This window comes from Flavobacterium sp. UGB4466 (genome assembly GCF_903469665.1).
Lineage (GTDB): Bacteria > Bacteroidota > Bacteroidia > Flavobacteriales > Flavobacteriaceae > Flavobacterium > Flavobacterium lipolyticum.
On the sequence record NZ_CAGKLC010000026.1, the window covers coordinates 36,171 to 55,181 of the forward strand.

Sequence of the window (19,011 nt, forward strand, 5' to 3'; positions counted from 1 at the left end):
CTTCCGATAATGGCATAAAATGTACTTTTAGCAAAGTGTTATTAGTGCGACTAGTAATAAATTTATAACTTTACGACTCCAAATAAACCATTCCAATGAAGATTCTTAAATATCTATTCCTTCTATTATTACTAAGCCTTGTTGCCCTTACCGTTTTTGTTGCCACACAAAAAGGGATCTTTTCTGTAGAAAGAAGCAAAGTGATCAATTCACCAAAAGCTACGGTATACAATTATCTTAATGATTTTAGAAATTATGAAGATTTTGAATCCTGGTCTGTTGAAGATCCTACGATGAAAATGACATTTCCTAACAAAACGGTCGGAAATGGGGCTTCTTTTTATTGGACAGGATCTGAAGGAAATGGAAACGCAATCACTCTAAAAACAAAGGACGGAGAAAGCATACAACAAAAAATGAAGTATGACGGAACCGAAGCTGATGTAAACTGGACTTTTAAAGATACGTTAGCCGGAAAAACAAAAGTAACCTGGAAAGCATCCGGAACGATGAGTTTTTTATTTAAAGTTTACGCCGCTCTAAACGGAGGCTCGGACAAAGTAATTGGAACTATCTACGAAAAAAGTCTTGCCAATATTGACAAAAACTTAGATTACGAAACCAAAACATACGCTATAAAAGTTAACGGATTAGTAAGAAAGACTGAAACTCCTTACATCAGACAAACCTTCACGAGTGAAATTGGAAAAGTTGGTAAAAATGCCAAAATCGTCATTCCGAAACTGATCGAATTTAGCAAAAACAATGGGTTAGCTACGAATGGAAAACCATTTATCATTTACCACACTTACGACATTACAACAGGACTGGCTAAAATCTCAATCTGTTTACCAACCAGCCGAGAAATCGTAACTACTTCTGGAAGCGATATTTCAGGAGGAAAATTAAACGGATTTGAAGCCGTAAAAACCACTTTAAAAGGCGATTATTCGCACCTTAACGAAGCCTTTAAAAAAACAACTGCTTTCATCAACAACGAAAAAATCACACCTGATTTAAGCTGGTCACATCTTGAAATCCTAGCCATGAGCAAACTGGATGTAAAAAGCCCGTCTAAGTTAATGACTGAAATTTACTATCCAACAAAACCTAAAGTAGTTCCGGTAGCTAAAATTCCTGTTTACAGGCCTGCCACTACCGATCCGACAGTAGCAAAACCTGCTGAAACGCCTAAAACGCCTACAGAAGAAGAACAGTCAGAATTCTAAAATAATCGAGGTTAATTAAACCTTTTGTTCAAAATTCATTCTAACACCATAAATAACGGAATTTGGCAGACGAGAAGGAATTTATTCAACTATTATTAAATCCTGCAACGCAAAATACCGCGTTTCAAAAGCTCGTATCTGATTATCAAAAACCGCTGTATTCCCATATTCGAAACATTGTTCTGAATCACGACGATACAGATGATGTTTTACAGAATACTTTTGTAAAAGTCTTTCAGTATTTAAAAAACTTCAAGGGAGAAAGCAAGCTTTTTTCCTGGATGTATCGAATTGCAACCAACGAAGCTTTGACCTTTTTAAGTCAAAAAGCTAAACTGAACGGAATAACTTCTGAAGCACTACAAAATAAAGCCATCGACAATTTAAAGGCCGATGTTTATTTTGAAGGAGACGAAATTCAGATCAAACTTCAAAAAGCGATTGTAACCTTACCGGAAAAACAGCAATTGGTTTTTAAAATGAAATATTTTGAAGAATTAAAATACGAAGAAATCGCTGAAATTCTGGGAACTTCAGTCGGCGCTTTGAAGGCATCCTATCATCACGCAGTAAAAAAAATTGAAATATATGTTACCTCAAATTAAACCTTTTGTAACAACAACTGTCTTATAGCTACTATGAAAACATTTAAATTAGAAAACGAACCGAAAATAAAAACCGGGTTTAAAACTCCGGAGAATTATTTTGATGCTTTTTCAACAAAGGTTTTACAGCAAATAAACGAAGAGAAAGAAGTAAAAGTAATACCGCTTTACAAGCGTAAAAAAACACTTTCGATTGCGGCTGCCGCAGTTGTTTTTGCAGCTTTACTGATTCCTGTTATCAACCATTACAATACATCCAAAGATCTTGACGAGGATACTCTGGAAACCTACTTATCCTATCAGTCCAACTTAAATCAATACGATTTGATTCGTGAACTGGACACAAAAGACATTGATAAACTTGGTAAAAATGTTGCTCTTGAACAGGAAACTCTTGAAGACATCTTAGCTACCAACCCTAATATTGAAAATTTAATTTCAGAATAAAACTAAAATTTCAAAAGATGAAAATTAAAAATATACTTCCGATACTTCTATTCTTTATTACATTCTCCTTTTATGCACAGAATGACAAAACAGACGAAAAGCGGGAAAAGATTAAAGCTTATAAAGTTTCTTTTTTAACAACAGAACTGGAGCTCACCTCGACAGAAGCCGAGAAATTCTGGCCCATTTACAATACATACGATGACAAACAATATGAATTGCGTCACGAAAAAATGAAAATGTATTTGCGCAAACTAGATGACGATAACATTAGTACCATGTCTGAAAAAGAAGCAGCTTCACTCTTGTCACAAATGGAAAGCGCAGACAAAGAATTATATACCCTGAGAGACAAATACAACAGCAACTTAAAGAAGATCCTTTCTGCTAAGAAAATCTTAAAGCTTAAAAAATCAGAAGACGACTTTAACCGTAAATTACTAAAACAATACAGGGACAAAGCCAATAAAAGCTAATCCTCTATCAAACAACAGCAACAAGAACCCTAAAAAATAATACTTACTTTATTATTTTATTTAGGGTTCTTGTTATTTTAAACAATTAGCATAAGTGGCAAAAGCTAAACATACCCTTTCTTTACTAGTCTACCAAAGGAAAAAAACTTTATAGAACAGTAAAACTAGGCTGATAACTGGAGGTTCTAAAAAAAAACAACTCTTGTGCTCCTACTCCATTCGTTTTCTTTAGTGTAAAAATAATTCCATACCTCCCTCCTACTACAACACCAGCTGGTACTCTAACGGAAAAACGACTGTACTCATCGATTATTACACCAGAATCAGCTACAACAGACGGTAAACTAGGGCTTATAAATGTAACTTCATAAATATCCATGGAACCTGGTCTAATGTTCTCCTTATAAGGATTGTTATTCGCCGAGAATGTTATTGTTGTTCCAACCTGACCCTGACTCGGCCAAAAAGAACTAAAAATTACTTCATCATCATTCATCTCTTTTATATTGTTCTTTAAAGACTTACTATACCATGATAACATAAGTCAATTATTATTACTATTCAAGCATTACATTTTACAATATTGTTTGTTAAAAATTTGGTTATCTAATAAACTGGGAGATTAAAGCTGTTCTGACAATATGAACAAACTTTTTTTCCTTGTGCCAAAAAACAAGAAATGCAAACGAAAAGTATATCATCCATTACTTCATTTAGTACTATTCTAACTTATTATTAAAACCATATTCAAAAACAATATTCTTTATACAACGGTGAAAAAAAAATTATGAGGAGAGGTTCTAAACAAAAGCGGTACACCCGCTCCTGTGGTCTTTACCAGGGTAAAAACAATAACATACCGCACTCCCGCAAATAAACCCGGAGGAACTACAACAGAAAAACGACTATAACCTACAGCATCCAATATCAAAGCTGAATGAGTAACAACAACAACGTATGGCAGCCCGATAGTTATAAACCGCACATCAACAATGGTCAAAGACCCCGGGCGAATATTCTCTTTATAAGGGTTTTCATCGGCCGAAAGCACAACTGTTGTTCCAATCTGGCCCTGAAGAGGCCAAATCGAAGTAAAAATTACATCATCATCCATGGTATTACAGTGCTGTTTTCCCAAGACTTTCTACAAATACTATAAGCCTTTCATTACTAGTATTCAAACCTACAATTTATAACCTTGTTAGCTTGAAAATTTGGTTCTCTCTTAAGTTCGGGAGATTAAAGTTGCTTTGGATGGATGTACAAACATACTTTTTTCTTTCAGAATAAAAAAATAAATCATAAAAAAAACCTTACAATTCAACAACTGTAAGGCTACCTCTTTATTCCTTAGACCGGCTTTCTACTACAAACGTACCTTATTTATAAAAACGATCATGCGTATTTTATCGAAAATTCAATCGTACCAATTTATTATAACCGGCAGCAATTGCCGTATTTCTATTCAAAAAACGAATGGTAAACAATTTTGTATCCGTTGATAATTGCATCCAGTTCTCTCCACCATTTTGCGAATACTGGATTCCTTCAGAACCTACACAAATAATTTCTTTACCATTTCCACCCGGAACGTATTGCACACACGAAGCATATCCAAATCCCATACCCTGCCCAATTAGCTGCCAGGTTTTTCCTCCGTCAGTAGTAAAGGCTTTATTATCCCTTTTTTGTTCCGGAAATTCATAATCACCACCAGCGATAAATCCGTGTTTTGAATCGTAAAAATCGGCTGTAAAAATACCGGTCATTGTTTTTCCCTGTACAATTGGTGTTTCAACTGCTTTCCAGGTTCTTCCTTTGTCCGGCGAATAAAAAACACGTGCCTTTTTTCCCCCTGAAACCAGCCAGGTATCATTTCCTTTTATTACTATATTAGAATTACTGGCTGCAAAAGCGGCTTCACCCTCTGCATTGGTTGGTAATTTATCCGATAAAATTTTCGTCCAGGTCTCGCCACCGTCACGCGTAACGATAATAGAAAAAGTATCTTCTGTAGGATCGCCAATCGCAATTCCTTCTTTATCGTTCCAAAACTGCATACTATCGTAAAACACCTTCGAATTTACTTCTTTGTATACTAATTTTACTTTCTGAGTTTTTTTAGACACCTGATAAAGCAATGCAGGATTTCCTACACTCAACAAAAAAATATTGTTTGCATTCTGAGCAATACTTCTAAATTCCAGATTCAAAGTATCACGGTAAATATGGTCTTCAAATTTTTCTTTTTTATTCAAATCATAAAACCCAAAACGGGAGTTATCAGCTCCATACCAAATTTTATTTTTATCGATTGAGATCGCTCTGATGCTAATTTTATCCTGAAACAAAGTATCTATCTGAATTGATGTAAAACCCGTGTTAAAAATCCCATTACCATTATGATTCAAGGTTTTAAAAGACATTAACAAAATAAAAGCACCAAAAAAGAATATTACTTTTCTCATAAAATTAGTTTTTTAGCGCTAAAATACAATTATTTATAACACTTGAAATAAGTTTCGCTTTTTTTTCTGGCACAGTAATTGGATACCTCAAAATAGTAATCATAATACGATTTAAAAATGAAAACGAAACTACTTTTTATAGCCCTCCTGGCAATAGGCTTGAGTTCTGTACCCGTACAAAGCCAAACTACCGTTTATGCAAAAAATTCAGATATAAGCGATAACCTAGATTTAAGAGCTGTTGCTTCTATCTTCGGAGAATCGGCTAATCTACAGGATTTTGAAAGACGTTTAAATGACTCGAAATATCAAATTTCAAATCTTGATTTAAACGATGACAACCAGGTGGATTATTTACGTGTAATCGAATCTGTAGAAAACAGAACTCACGTAGTAATTATTCAGGCGGTTTTAGATCGTGATGTTTTTCAGGACATCGCTACAATCGATGTAGAAAGAGACAATTACAACAGGGTGAATGTACAAATTGTTGGGAACAGCTACTTGTATGGTGCCAACTATATTTACGAGCCTGTTTACAATGTAGCTCCAGTAATTTACACTTCGTTTTGGGTAACCAATTACAGACCGTATTACTCTAGCTGGAGTTGGAATTACTATCCTAGATATTACTATGCCTGGAGACCTTACCCAATTTACAGATACAGAAACAACATCAATCTTTGTATTAATGTGAACAATAGCTACAACTATGTAAATACAAGAAGAAGTTACAGAGCTCCGGTTATCTATGAAACAAGACGCACGTACGGTTACGAAACCAGACGTCCTGATTATAGTTTTGCGCAAAGAAATTCGAATGTTACTAACAGATATGATTTAGATCAAAGACGTGTTACTACCAGAGATTATGGAAGAAATCAAAATACATACACGACAAACAGATCCAATTCGGATAGAGTATCTACTACAGACAACAGAACCTCAACCAGAAATTATGGAGAGAACCGAACAACATCTGACAGAAATTACACTACAAACAGAACCTCTTCTAACAACAGAGATAATTCAGGCATAAGCACAAATCCTGTAAGAGTTGAAAATACAGGCAGAAGAGATTATGGTCAAAACAATTCGAATGTTTCCAGAGGAAATTCGCAAAACTATGGAACTACAGAAAGGGTTTCGACTCCTTCAAGAAATGAGTCTTCCAGAAGTTATTCAGAAAACAGAGGAAATTCAGAGAGACAGAGTTCGCAAAACACACAACGTTCCGAATCTCCAAGAGCAAGTCAGGAATCCAGAAGCAGTGAGCCACAAAGAGAGAGTGGTTCCAGCGGAAGAAGTTACGGTGGTAGACGAATTTAATCCCCAGTTTCCAATCTTATATAAAATGAAAAGCACAATTTAACGATTGTGCTTTTTTTTATCTTTTTAGTTATAATTGAGGTTAGTTTATTATAAAACGCTAAATTTGCAACCGTCTTTTATAAAAATATACATGAGCGCATCGCATAAAAACTTACATAGTAAGTTGTCTATAGGGGGTTTACTGATAACATTAGGAATTATTTATGGAGATATTGGTACTTCTCCATTGTATGTAATGAAAGCCATTCTTGGCGATTACGCCATTAATTCTGATATCGTTCTTGGTGGAATTTCATGCGTTTTCTGGACTTTGACGCTTCAGACTACAATAAAATATGTACTGATCACGTTAAGTGCCGACAATCATGGTGAAGGCGGGATTTTTGCCTTATATGCACTGGTTAAAAAGACTAAAATTCAATGGCTCATTGTCCCCGCAATTATTGGAGGAAGTGCCTTATTAGCTGATGGAATTATAACCCCTCCAATTTCTATTTCTTCGGCTGTAGAGGGAATCCGGGCATTTTATCCGACTATGCAAACGGAGACTATTGTTTATATTGTTATCGCAATTTTATTCATTCTTTTCACCATACAACAATTTGGAACCAAACTAGTTGGAAAGTTCTTTGCTCCAATGATGCTGATCTGGTTTGCAATGTTGGGAACTCTGGGAACAATTCAAATTCTAAAATTTCCTGAAGTAATTAAAGCGGTAAATCCGTATTATGCTTATCATTTACTATCCATTCATCCTGACGGTTTCTTTGTACTTGGTTTCGTGTTTTTATGTACAACGGGTGCCGAAGCTTTGTACTCTGATATGGGACATTGCGGAAGAAAAAATATCAGAATTAGCTGGGTATTTGTAAAAACCACTTTGGTTTTAAACTATTTCGGACAGGCTGCTTACTTAATCCATCATGAAGGAAGTACACTGCAACAACTGGGTGGAGAAAATGGAAATCCCTTTTATTTGATTATGCCACACTGGTTCCTTCCATTCGGAATTGTGGTAGCTACTTTGGCAGCGGTAATTGCTTCTCAGGCACTTATAAGCGGATCATTTACTTTGATCAACGAGGCTATGCGACTGAACTTCTGGCCAAAAGTTAAAATTAAATACCCTACCGAAGTAAAAGGACAGTTATATATTCCATCGATCAACTGGTTATTGTTTTTTGGTTGTGTTGGAATTGTTTTACACTTTGAGAAATCAGGAAATATGGAGCATGCCTATGGTCTTGCCATTATTCTGTGTATGATCATGACAACCATTTTACTGAATTACTATCTCATCATGAAACGTGTAAAATTGTACCTGATGGTGCCGTTAATCACTATCTATTTACTGATTGAGTTTAGTTTCCTGATTGCTAACATTACTAAATTTGCCGAAGGCGGTTACGTAACTTTAATTATTGCGATTGCCTTAATCTCTATCATGACAATATGGTACCTGGCTAAGAAAATCAACAAAAGCTACACCAAAATCATCAAAATTGATGACTATAAAAAGGTATTGATGGAACTAAGCGAAGACTTATCGATACCAAAATACGCTACTCATCTGGTTTATATGACTAACGCTAATCGTGTTGATGAATTAGAGGAAAAAGTAATCTACTCTATTCTACAAAAGCGTCCAAAAAGAGCTGATATTTACTGGTTTGTACACGTAAACATTTTGACGGAACCTTACAAAACACAATACAAAGTTACCGAAATCGCTAAGGACGACATTTACAGAATCGATTTTAATTTAGGATTCAGAGAGCCTACAAAAATCAATTTAATGTTTAGAGAAGTAATTCGCGATATGGTAAAACGTGGCGAAGTAGACATCACCAGCCGTTACGAGTCTTTGAACAAAAACAATATTATTGGAGACTTTAAATTTGTTTTATCAGAGAAATTCTTATCTAACGACAACGATCTAAGATGGCATGAAAACATTATCATGAGTTCTTATTTCTTCATTAAAAAACTGAGTTTATCTGAAGAAAGAGCTTTTGGTTTAGACAGTAGCTCCGTAAAAATTGAGAAATTCCCGATGGTGCTTCACGCTCCTGAAAATATTGGACTGACACGTATTACGAAATAAATCATTCCAAAACATCATTAAGAAACACTCTTTTAAACTTTATTAGAGTGTTTTTTCTTTTAAAAAGAAGTTAAATCAACAATCAAAATTAAAAATTTAACTTTCAATCAATTAATAGTACCTTTGCAACTCAAATAATTAAAATGAGATTACACAGAAATTTAGTTTATACTACCATCGATTCTTTAAATGCTATTTTCAATGAAGGAGAATATGCAGACAAAGTGGTAGCCAGAGCCTTAAAAAAAGACAAACGTTGGGGAAGTTCCGACAGGAAGTTTGTTGCTGAAACGATATACGAAATTGTTCGCTGGAAGCGACTATATGCAGAAATTGCAGAAGTAAAAGAACCATACGACAGAGATAACTTATGGAGAATGTTTGCGGTTTGGGCAGTTTTGAGAGGATATCCTATTCCGGATTGGAGACAATTGGAAGGAACTCCTGAGAGAAAAATAAAAGGCCGTTTCGATGAGCTTTCTAAAGTTAGAGCTCTAAAAGAATCTATTCCGGACTGGATGGATGAATTAGGAGTAAAAGAATTAGGAGAGAAAGTTTGGGCAAAAGAAATTGCTGCTCAAAATCAGCCGGCTAAAGTTATCTTAAGAACCAATACGCTTAAAGGTACCAAGGAAAACTTGAGAAACACGTTGATGGATTTAAATATTGAAACGGAATATTTAAAAGATCAGCCTGAAGCTTTAGTTTTAAAAGAAAGAGCCAACGTATTCTTAACAGACGCTTTTAAACAAGGACTTTTTGAAGTTCAGGATGCCAACTCACAATTAGTAGCCGGTTTTCTGGATGTAAAACCCGGAATGCGCGTGGTAGATACCTGTGCAGGAGCGGGAGGAAAAACATTGCACATTGCTTCTTTAATGGAAAACAAAGGGCAGTTAATTGCAATGGATTTGTACGAAAGCAAACTGAAACAATTGAAATTAAGAGCCAAAAGAAATGGTGCTTTTAATATCGAATACCGTATTATTGATACTACAAAAGTGATCAAAAAATTACATGAAAAAGCAGACCGTGTTTTAATCGATGCGCCTTGTAGTGGTTTGGGAGTTTTAAAACGAAATCCTGACTCTAAATGGAAACTGCAGCCTGAATTTATTGATAACATTCGAAAAGTACAGGCAGAAGTTCTGGAAAGCTATTCGAAAATTGTGAAACCGGGTGGAAAATTGGTCTATGCCACTTGCTCCGTTTTACCATCGGAAAATCAGGAACAGGTAGAAAAATTCTTAAAGACAGAAATCGGAAAGCAATTTACTTTTATTAAAGACCGCAAAATACTAGCGTCAGAATCTGGATTTGATGGATTCTATATGGCTTTATTGGAACGAAAAGTAACTAATTAATTTTTTTCACATTCCAAAAAATAAAATCCCAAATTCCAAAAGCTACTGTTGGAATTTGGATTTTTTTCTATTGTTTAAGACTGGTCAATTGGACACATATCTGGTGAAATCAAACAAAATGATGGAATATTGCCACATGTTGGCGGTTGTGTTAACTGCTTAGCACATCGCAATTGATAGCCATTTAAATAATAAATAAAATCACCGCCTTTAATTTGCTTTAATTCGCTTTTACTTAATTGCTCAACATTTGTTAGATTTAAGATAAATTTCATAATTATTAGGTTTTAAAGTTAATACCTTATAAATATAGCCAATTTTTCTTACTTTCAGCAAAGTATTTTTTTACACCAAACTAGGCTTACGCAACAGTTTTCCGTTCTCATTTTCTTTGAATTTCGGAACAAAAACAATTTCCTTTGGCTTTTCGTATTTACCTAATACATCAAAAAAATCAGAAGCAAACTCTTGTTTTTCTCCTTCAATCACCAAAATTAGTTTTTCTCCTAAAGTAGTATCCGGAACTCCGGTTACAAAAAACCTGCTGTTTATCTTCCCTATCAGTTTACTTTCGATTTGCTCCGGAATTAACTTTACTCCTCCACTATTCACTACATTGTCAATTCTTCCTAAAAATACAAACTGATTTTCATTAACCAGCTCCACCAGGTCATTTGTAACGATAGGCTCATTAGAAACAGAAGCCAGATGAATTACCAAACAGTCACGATCATCCTTGTCGATTTTCACATTTGGAAGAATCGAGAATTCCTTTTCTCCCACTCTTTTGGCAGCGATGTGTGTAATGGTTTCCGTCATCCCATAGGTCTCATAAATCTCGGTCTTTAGCGGAAGTAATTGTTCTTCAAGCGCACTATCGATCTTAGCACCACCGATAATGAGTTTCTTCACATTTTTCAATTCTTCAACAGAATTTTGAACCTGTAAAGGAACCATGGCAACAAAATCATACTTAGTTTTGTTTAAAGCCAAAGGGGCCGTGCTTGGCGAAACGACATCAATATCCAACCCCAAAATCAGGCTTCGAACCAACATCATTTTTCCGGCTATAAATTGCACAGGCAAACAAAGCAGTGCTTTATCTCCGGGCTTCAATCCGAAAAAATCACCTGTTGCCAAAGCGGACTGAATCATCGCCTGTTTTTCGAGTCGTACTAATTTTGGAAGTCCGGTCGTGCCAGAAGTTGTCATTTCAATAAACTCTTTCTTATCGAACCAATCCAGCAAAAACTCACCAATAGCTTTTTCATATACATCTCCTTCTTTGATGTAACTGTAACCTATGCGGCATAAATCTTTCCCATTTAAATGATAACCATTTAACTTAAAGTAATTATGGACATTTTTATGTGTTAATTTTGACATGACTGTGTGTTTTAATTTAAAGATTTTACAACATTTATTTCCCCCGTTAATTTTTCTTTCCAGTTACTCCAATTGTACTTCTTACTAAAAATAAAAAGCAGAACAGGATAAACTACAACTACCGGTAATAGCACATCTACACCGGCCGAAGGCTCTGATATATCAATAAAAAGTGAATGCGTTTGAAAAACCGACCAATCGGACGTTACCAACAAAGCTCCTACTAAATTATTAGCAGCATGAAAACCCAATGCCAGTTCCATTCCCTCATCCATTAAGGTAATCACTCCGAGAAACAAACCGGTTCCGATATAGTACACCATCACGATATACCCCATCTTTACCACTTCAGGATTAAAGACGTGCATCGAACCAAATATAACCGAAGTCATCAGTAAAGGAAACCACCTGTTTCGTGCTAAATTAGCAAATCCCTGCATAAGATACCCTCTAAAGACATATTCTTCGGTAGAGGTTTGTATCGGTATTAACACCGTTCCGATTACCACTAAAATTAAAAAAGGTATCCATTTAAAATTCCACACGAAACTCTCGGGAGAACTAAAATACAATACCACAAAACTCAAAACAGAGAACAAAGACCATAATAAAAAAGAAAAACCAACTCGTCTCCAATCTACTTCTGCCCTTGAAGTAGTGACGGATAAAAGAGTCTGACGGTGCATATATTTCACCACATAATAAATCCCCACAAAAGCAAAAGCAAAGGAAATCATCACCAGAAACAAGGTCAAATTGGGTTCAAACATTTTCATAACCGTCGCATCATTAGAAGGAAACCCCTTGCCGGAAATCCAACTCTTATAAAACACTGCAAGAGAAAAAGGAATCTGACCAATAAAAGATGCTATAATAATTACAACGGACCCTAAAAGATACAACCAGAACTTATTATGAGGTTTAATTCCTTGTTCTAAAAACATATTGATAATAATTTAAAAAATGAGAATTCGATTTAATAACTAAATCTTATTTTTGGCACTGCTAAAATACCTATTTCGGTTTAATTATCTTACAACATTCTAAATATAACAAAATGATACAAATTTATCACAACCCACGTTGCGGAAAATCAAGAAATTGCCTGGCTTTTATTGAAAACACAAAACAGGAATATCAAATTATCCCTTATCTGACCGAAACGCCGAACTTTAATGATTTAAAAAAACTTCTTGAAAAACTAAACCTTAAACCGCTGCAATTGATTAGAATTAAGGAAAAAATCTGGATTGAAAATTACAAAGGAAAAGAACTGACCGATGATCAGATTATTGAAGCTATGGCCGAAAATCCTATTTTGATCGAACGTCCGATTGTTATAAAAGATGACAAAGCAATCATTGGCAGAGATCCGGATTTAGTGGCTTCTTTTTTAGATCAATTATAAAGAACCGTATTAACAAATTTTTGTGATTTTTCTCTTTAAACCAAAAGTTACATTTGCCGTCTAAAGAACAAAAGAAACCAAAAATCACAATGAAGAAAATCAAATTTGCTGTATTGCTTGTATGCCTATTTACAAGTTTGTACAACTATGCACAACAGGCACCTCCTGCCAGAAACAAGGTAAAAGTTACCGGGAAAGTTCTCGAAAAAGTAAGCAAACAACCTCTTGAGTACGCTACTATTTCGATCACAGCCCCAAATGACACCAAAGTTATAGCTGGCGGAATCACCAATCCAAAAGGAGAGTTTGATGTGGCTATTGCCCCGGGTACTTACGATATAAAAGTTGAATTTATTTCGTTTAAACCTACTTTTATTAAAGGAAAAACAATTTCCGGAGACACTGCTTTAGGTGTCGTAAGTTTATCCGAAGACGCTGCGCAATTAAGTGAAGTTGTCGTTCGTGCCGAAAAATCAAGTGTCGAAATAAAACTGGACAAAAAAGTTTACAATGTTGGACAGGATATGATGGTCAAAGGCGGAACAGTAAGTGATGTTTTAGACAATGTTCCTTCTGTTTCTGTTGATTCTGAAGGAAATGTAAGCTTACGAGGCAGTGACAATATCCGAATTTTAATTGACGGACGTCCTTCAAATGCGATCAATGTAGCTGAGGCTTTACGTCAGCTTCCTGCAGATGCTATCGACAAAGTAGAAGTAATTACTAATCCATCAGCACGTTATGATGCAGAGGGAGGATCAGGAATCATCAATATCATTCTTAAAAAAGGAAAAAATCAGGGGTTCAACGGAACTTTTATTGCTTCAACAGGACTTCCTGAAACTTATGGTTTGAGTGCCAACCTAAATTATAAAACCGAAAAACTAAACTATTTCACCACTGCAGGTTACAACTACAGAACCAATGAAGGTATGGGTTTAACCAATACTTCTTATTATAATGCCGATGGATCTCCAAAAGGTTATTTAGATGAAGATCGTGATACCAAAAGAATCCGAAACGGTTTTAATGCCAGAGCGGGTATGGAATGGACAGTTGCTCCTAACACCTTCTGGACAAATGCCATTAATTATCAAAAGAACTCGGGTGAGGATAAAGATTATATTAACTACAATAATTTTGATGCCGCTCATGCTTTTACAGGAACTACCAATCGTTTCAATAATGCCGATACCAAAAGTGAAAACGTAGAATTTACTTCGAACTTAATCAAAAATTTCAACGATAAAGGACACAAACTGACTGCCGATTTATCGGTTTCCAGAAATACAGACGATAGCGACGGGCTTATTACCGCTCTACCTACTTCTAATACCACATTGAATGATCAGGTGCAAAAACAAATACTACTTCAGGCAGATTATGTACTTCCACTAGGAAAAGGAAGTCAGTTTGAGGCAGGGTACAAAGGAAGTTTTGGAGATTTAAACAACGAGTACAACGTTACAAATCTTATCAATGGAAACTATGTTATAGATCCAAAAAAATCAAATACTTTAGAATACAAAGAGAACATCAATGCACTTTATGCACAGTACGGACTGAAAGTCAATAAATTCTCTTATTTATTTGGTTTACGTTGGGAAGACACGAATATTCAAGTAAACTTATTAGACAATAGTATTTTTAACACCAAAAAGTACAACAACTTGTTTCCAAGTGCTTTTGTTAGTTATGAAATTTCAGATCAGAGTAACTTCACTGCCAGTTATAGTAAACGTTTATCCAGACCGAGAGGACGTTTCATGAATCCGGCTCTTAATTACGCCAGTAACATTAACATTTTCCAGGGTAATCCTGACTTAGATCCATCATTAACCGATAAATTTGATGTAGGATATATCAAAAGATGGGAAAAAGTGACCTTTAGTTCTTCTGCTTATTTCGAAAATACAAAAGATGTTTTCAGCTTTGTCAGAACTCCAAATGGAGATAAAGTAGACGGAATTCCTGTTATTTTAAGCCGTCCTATCAACTTAGGAAAAGAGCAAAAATATGGTTTCGAATTCACCTTCAATTACAGTCCGTATAAATGGTGGAAAATAAACAGTAACTTCAACCTTTACAATGTAAAAACAACCGGAGAGAACACGTATACAGACACTAATAATCAAGTGATTGTACAAAATCTGAACAATCAGGCCAACACCTGGTTTGCCAGAATCAGCTCAAAAGTTACATTGCCATATAAAATTGACTGGCAGTTAAGTGGTACCTACAATGGCGCACAAAAAACAGCACAGGGTAAGATTCTAGACCAATTTGGAATGAATACCGCTTTCAGTAAAGATGTATTGAAAGACAAAGCCACAATTGCGTTTAATATAAGCGACATTTTTAACTCAAGAATCATGAGATCGTATACTTACCTTCAAAATGACACCACTCTAGAAAGTCAAACATCTTACGGCGAAATGCAATTCCGTAAACGTCAATTCAATCTATCGTTTACGTACCGTTTCAACAAACCAAAAAGTGACAGAGAAAAACCGGGCGCACCTAAAAATGACGGTGACGGCGGAGGAGAATTTCCTGGATAATCTCACTTAAAATCCAAACTAAAAAATCCAAATTCCAATTAAGTTTTACAAAATTGGAATTTGGATTTTTTTTGATTTTGGAATTTGAATATTGCTTATTAAAATTTCATTTTTTAGCATAAAAAAAGGACTCGCAAAACGAGTCCTTTTTATTGAAATCAACTAAAATTTAAGCTGATTGTTCTTGCTTTTTCTTTGCTCTTTTCTCTTTGAACATTTCCCAGCTAGCACCCGTAACCCAATAAGATACGAAACCAACTAAGAAAAACATCAACCAAAACCCTATAGTTAGTATGGTCAAGAAAAGTAAAAAACCTAAGTACTGTGAAAATTCAAACATGTTTTCCGGAATTTTTGAATGTAAGGACAAATGTAAGCCTTATATTTTTCGTTACCAATAAAATCCAAATCAATTTTCTGGAAATAACATTTATGCTTATATTTATACTCATTTTAAATAAGCTTTTTTTCTTATGGATAACCGCCATTTTACTGAACAATCTCATGCACAAGAACATGAGAATCTTCAGAAGCTAATTCCTGCTGTCCGCTGTATCTTTTGTCCCGAACCCCGGTACAAAAGGATGCCGCTCCCATCAGGGCTAGTCCATTCCTTTTCATAAGAAATTTCAGTTTTCAGCAAACATTTTACATTTTACAGATAACTTTTTACACTTTACAAATAACTTTTTACATACAACATAATGAAATACAGAATAGAAAAAGACACGATGGGTGAAGTTCAGGTTCCGGCAGATAAGTACTGGGGAGCACAAACGGAACGTTCCAGAAACAACTTCAAAATTGGTGCAGCGGGATCTATGCCACAGGAAATCATTGAAGGCTTTGCTTATCTTAAAAAAGCAGCTGCTTATGCCAATTACGATCTGGGCGTTTTACCAATCGAAAAAAGAGATGCCATAGCAGCCGTTTGTGACGAAATTCTTGAAGGAAAACTAGACGATCAATTTCCTCTTGTCATCTGGCAAACTGGTTCGGGAACACAAAGCAATATGAATGTGAATGAAGTAATTGCCAATCGCGCACAAGTACTGAAAGGATTTAACATTGGAGAAGGCGAACAATTTATAAAAGCAAACGACGACGTCAATAAATCACAGTCTTCTAACGATACTTTTCCAACCGGAATGCATATTGCTGCTTACAAGATGATTGTTGAAACCACCATTCCGGGAGTTGAAAAACTACACGCTACTTTGGTAAAAAAAGCAACCGAATTTAAGGATGTGGTAAAAATCGGTCGTACACATCTTATGGATGCTACCCCCCTAACTCTTGGGCAGGAAATTTCAGGTTACGCCGCTCAATTGTCTTTTGGATTAAAAGCCCTGAAAAACACCTTAGCGCATTTATCTGAAATCGCTTTAGGCGGTACAGCAGTTGGTACCGGATTGAACACTCCAAAAGGATATGATGTAAAAGTAGCTGAATATATTGCAACATTTACGAATCATCCCTTTGTTACTGCCGAAAACAAATTTGAAGCTTTGGCTGCACACGATGCAATTGTGGAGACTCACGGGGCTTTAAAACAATTGGCAGTTGCTCTGAACAAAATTGCAAACGATGTGAGAATGTTAGCATCAGGACCACGTTCAGGTATTGGTGAAATTCATATTCCGGAAAACGAACCAGGATCGTCTATCATGCCCGGAAAAGTAAATCCCACCCAATGTGAAGCTCTAACCATGGTTTGCGCTCAGGTGATTGGAAATGATATGGCAATCGCTGTTGGCGGAATGCAAGGACACTATGAACTAAATGTTTTCAAACCGGTTATGGCAGCCAACTTTCTGCAATCGGCAAGATTATTAGGAGATGCCTGTGTTTCGTTTGATGAGCATTGTGCACAGGGAATCGAACCCAACTACAAACGTATTAAAGAACTGGTAGACAATTCACTGATGCTGGTTACAGCTTTAAACACCAAAATAGGCTACTACAAAGCTGCCGAAATTGCTCAGACCGCTCACAAAAACGGAACTACACTTAAAGAAGAAGCCGTTCGTTTAGGATACGTTAGCCCGGAAGATTTTGATGCCTGGGTAAAACCGGAGGAGATGGTCTAGATTTTAGATTTTAGATTTTAGATTTTAGATTTTAGATTTTAGATTTTAGATTTTAGATTTTAGATTTTAGATTTTCTCTATAAAAAAATCCATTCGCTGTGCGAATGGATTTTTTTTTAGAGAACTGAATACTGTGACTGTATACTAATTCCTCTTTCTATTTTCCGTCTACATAATCCTGCAGGTAGCTAAATCGCTCTGTTAGTTTTCCTTTCTCAGTTATTTTAGCACGTTTTAAGATTCCGTCCTTATCACCATTGAAGAAAGCCGGAATTACATGTTCCATAAATTGCTCTCCAAAACCTTCACTTGCATCTTTCGGAATTTCACACGGTAAATTATCAACCGCCATCACTGCTACTGCCGCTGGATGAAAAAGATCCACTTCTATATCTTCTAAAGGAAAATAACCGTACAAAGGATCGGCAATTGTCGAAGATCTCAACGTACAGGCAATTGGTCCGTTAACATCACAAGAAATATCAGCAACAACTTTTAACTTGCAGTCGTTCGCATTCAGCATTTCACGTGTTAAAATCATTGGTGCTCCCGTTGCATAAAAATGACCTGCGAAATAAATATCCGTTACTTTTGTAAATTTTTCAAAATCAGAAACATATTCCTCCGGATACGCTACAAAATCTTTAAAATCAACCACCTGACCATCAATACGCTTATTGTATTCTAAAACATCTAACTGTACATAAATAGCCTGTGCATAATTTTTAGTCAGATAATTATCAACTGTAACCTCTTTTACTTTTATGGCATCCAAAATCTCTTTGGCACCACTCCCTACTTTACCCGTTCCGGTAATCACAAATTTCAAAGCGGGCATGGTAATGCGCTTCAAATGTTTAATTAAAGCCTCTTTTCCGTCAAGTGTTTCTGCTTTCGGCAGCTTAAACAACTCAAACTTTATCCCAAAAGCACGAATTCCGTTGTAAACGCCAACCATTCCGGCATACCTTCCAAAACCAATTAAACGGCGGTTGTGAGCATCTACTATAGTTTCATGATCGTATAAATCTATATTTTTTTCCAAAATAGCCTGTAACAGTTTTCGGTTATAAGGCTGTTTCTTAATAGTATGCGAAAAGAAGAAGTAAGCCTTATTCGGAATCAAATTCTCAACCGGAACTTCTTTTACTCCAAATAATACATCACAATTAGAAAGATCTTCCGTAACTGTGATTCCCATACTCTTATATTGTATATCCGAAAAAATCCTGATATCAGAGCTCTCTACCTCCACTACTGCTTCGTGATACAGCTGTTTCAATTTTGTAAGTTCATTAGGAGCAAAAACAACTCTGCGATCCGGCGGGTTTTTTCTTTCTTTTATGATTCCAAATTTCATTTAAACGGGTTTAAAATAATTATTAATATAACTTTTTACATCTTATTTGTTTCAAATATAACAAATTTAGTTAAAATTTTGTTGAAAAAATACAATTTAGAATGTTTAAAAACCGTTAAAAGCTGACAAACAACCAAATAAATAAACAAATTATAAATTTTTTGTTAAATCTTGATTTTAA

At 35.5% G+C, this 19,011-nt stretch carries 18 protein-coding genes; 10 read left to right on the forward strand and 8 right to left on the reverse strand.

Annotated features, from left to right (window positions below; all coding sequences use genetic code 11):
- The first annotated feature begins 95 nt into the window (after positions 1-95).
- From JO950_RS09275 to JO950_RS09290, 4 genes are all read left to right on the forward strand, one after another.
- A complete protein-coding gene (locus JO950_RS09275) occupies positions 96-1,229 on the forward strand; it encodes an SRPBCC family protein (RefSeq protein WP_202702379.1) in 1,134 nt (377 codons plus the stop codon).
- Between the two features lie 62 nt (positions 1,230-1,291).
- The gene (locus JO950_RS09280; protein ID WP_202702380.1) at positions 1,292-1,834 is read left to right on the forward strand and encodes an RNA polymerase sigma factor; all 543 of its coding nucleotides are present in this window, start codon (positions 1,292-1,294) and stop codon (positions 1,832-1,834) included.
- 33 nt (positions 1,835-1,867) lie between these two features.
- The gene (locus JO950_RS09285) at positions 1,868-2,281 is read left to right on the forward strand and encodes a hypothetical protein (protein ID WP_202702381.1); all 414 of its coding nucleotides are present in this window, start codon (positions 1,868-1,870) and stop codon (positions 2,279-2,281) included.
- A gap of 17 nt (positions 2,282-2,298) precedes the next feature.
- A complete protein-coding gene (locus JO950_RS09290) occupies positions 2,299-2,757 on the forward strand; it encodes a sensor of ECF-type sigma factor (protein WP_202702382.1) in 459 nt (152 codons plus the stop codon).
- 148 nt (positions 2,758-2,905) lie between these two features.
- Here JO950_RS09290 and JO950_RS09295 read toward each other — a convergent pair whose 3' ends face one another.
- The 3 genes from JO950_RS09295 to JO950_RS09305 all read right to left on the reverse strand — a co-directional run bounded on the left by JO950_RS09295 (position 2,906) and on the right by JO950_RS09305 (position 5,225).
- On the reverse strand, positions 2,906-3,298 hold the full coding sequence (locus JO950_RS09295; RefSeq protein WP_202702383.1) for a hypothetical protein: 393 nt from the start codon (positions 3,296-3,298) through the stop codon (positions 2,906-2,908).
- 222 nt (positions 3,299-3,520) lie between these two features.
- A complete protein-coding gene (locus tag JO950_RS09300) occupies positions 3,521-3,895 on the reverse strand; it encodes a hypothetical protein (RefSeq protein ID WP_229998401.1) in 375 nt (124 codons plus the stop codon).
- A 268-nt stretch (positions 3,896-4,163) separates the two neighbouring features.
- Positions 4,164-5,225 (reverse strand): oxidoreductase, encoded by a 1,062-nt coding sequence (locus JO950_RS09305; RefSeq protein WP_202702385.1) that lies wholly within the window; start codon positions 5,223-5,225, stop codon positions 4,164-4,166.
- Positions 5,226-5,342: 117 nt separating this feature from the next.
- On the opposite strand from JO950_RS09305, the gene JO950_RS09310 reads away from it, so the two are divergent.
- The 3 genes from JO950_RS09310 to JO950_RS09320 all read left to right on the forward strand — a co-directional run bounded on the left by JO950_RS09310 (position 5,343) and on the right by JO950_RS09320 (position 10,025).
- Positions 5,343-6,554 carry a hypothetical protein gene (locus JO950_RS09310; protein WP_202702386.1) on the forward strand — a complete coding sequence of 404 codons (1,212 nt, stop codon included), beginning with the start codon at positions 5,343-5,345 and terminating at the stop codon, positions 6,552-6,554.
- A 133-nt stretch (positions 6,555-6,687) separates the two neighbouring features.
- Positions 6,688-8,661, forward strand: coding sequence for a KUP/HAK/KT family potassium transporter (locus JO950_RS09315; RefSeq protein WP_017496128.1), 1,974 nt, complete (start codon positions 6,688-6,690; stop codon positions 8,659-8,661).
- Positions 8,662-8,804: 143 nt separating this feature from the next.
- Positions 8,805-10,025: an RsmB/NOP family class I SAM-dependent RNA methyltransferase gene (locus tag JO950_RS09320; protein ID WP_202702387.1), complete on the forward strand. Its 1,221-nt coding sequence runs from the start codon at positions 8,805-8,807 to the stop codon at positions 10,023-10,025.
- A gap of 74 nt (positions 10,026-10,099) precedes the next feature.
- Here the strand turns inward: JO950_RS09320 and JO950_RS09325 are convergent, their stop codons facing one another.
- The 3 genes from JO950_RS09325 to JO950_RS09335 all read right to left on the reverse strand — a co-directional run bounded on the left by JO950_RS09325 (position 10,100) and on the right by JO950_RS09335 (position 12,355).
- On the reverse strand, positions 10,100-10,300 hold the full coding sequence (locus JO950_RS09325; RefSeq protein WP_202702388.1) for a bacteriocin: 201 nt from the start codon (positions 10,298-10,300) through the stop codon (positions 10,100-10,102).
- Between the two features lie 70 nt (positions 10,301-10,370).
- A complete protein-coding gene (locus JO950_RS09330; protein WP_202702389.1) occupies positions 10,371-11,411 on the reverse strand; it encodes an AMP-binding protein in 1,041 nt (346 codons plus the stop codon).
- 11 nt (positions 11,412-11,422) lie between these two features.
- Positions 11,423-12,355 (reverse strand): CPBP family intramembrane glutamic endopeptidase, encoded by a 933-nt coding sequence (locus JO950_RS09335; protein ID WP_202702390.1) that lies wholly within the window; start codon positions 12,353-12,355, stop codon positions 11,423-11,425.
- A gap of 113 nt (positions 12,356-12,468) precedes the next feature.
- On the opposite strand from JO950_RS09335, the gene arsC reads away from it, so the two are divergent.
- Together arsC and JO950_RS09345 are read left to right on the forward strand one after the other, a co-directional pair.
- Positions 12,469-12,819: an arsenate reductase (glutaredoxin) gene (gene arsC / locus JO950_RS09340; protein ID WP_202702391.1), complete on the forward strand. Its 351-nt coding sequence runs from the start codon at positions 12,469-12,471 to the stop codon at positions 12,817-12,819.
- An 89-nt stretch (positions 12,820-12,908) separates the two neighbouring features.
- On the forward strand, positions 12,909-15,380 hold the full coding sequence (locus JO950_RS09345) for an outer membrane beta-barrel family protein (RefSeq protein WP_202702392.1): 2,472 nt from the start codon (positions 12,909-12,911) through the stop codon (positions 15,378-15,380).
- A 489-nt stretch (positions 15,381-15,869) separates the two neighbouring features.
- Here JO950_RS09345 and JO950_RS22430 read toward each other — a convergent pair whose 3' ends face one another.
- Positions 15,870-16,001, reverse strand: coding sequence for a hypothetical protein (locus JO950_RS22430; RefSeq protein ID WP_255567823.1), 132 nt, complete (start codon positions 15,999-16,001; stop codon positions 15,870-15,872).
- Positions 16,002-16,084: 83 nt separating this feature from the next.
- On the opposite strand from JO950_RS22430, the gene fumC reads away from it, so the two are divergent.
- A complete protein-coding gene (fumC, locus tag JO950_RS09350; RefSeq protein ID WP_202702393.1) occupies positions 16,085-17,470 on the forward strand; it encodes a class II fumarate hydratase in 1,386 nt (461 codons plus the stop codon).
- 157 nt (positions 17,471-17,627) lie between these two features.
- On the opposite strand, the gene JO950_RS09355 is transcribed toward fumC, so the two are convergent.
- A complete protein-coding gene (locus tag JO950_RS09355) occupies positions 17,628-18,830 on the reverse strand; it encodes an NAD(P)-dependent oxidoreductase (protein WP_202702394.1) in 1,203 nt (400 codons plus the stop codon).
- Positions 18,831-19,011 lie beyond the last annotated feature (181 nt).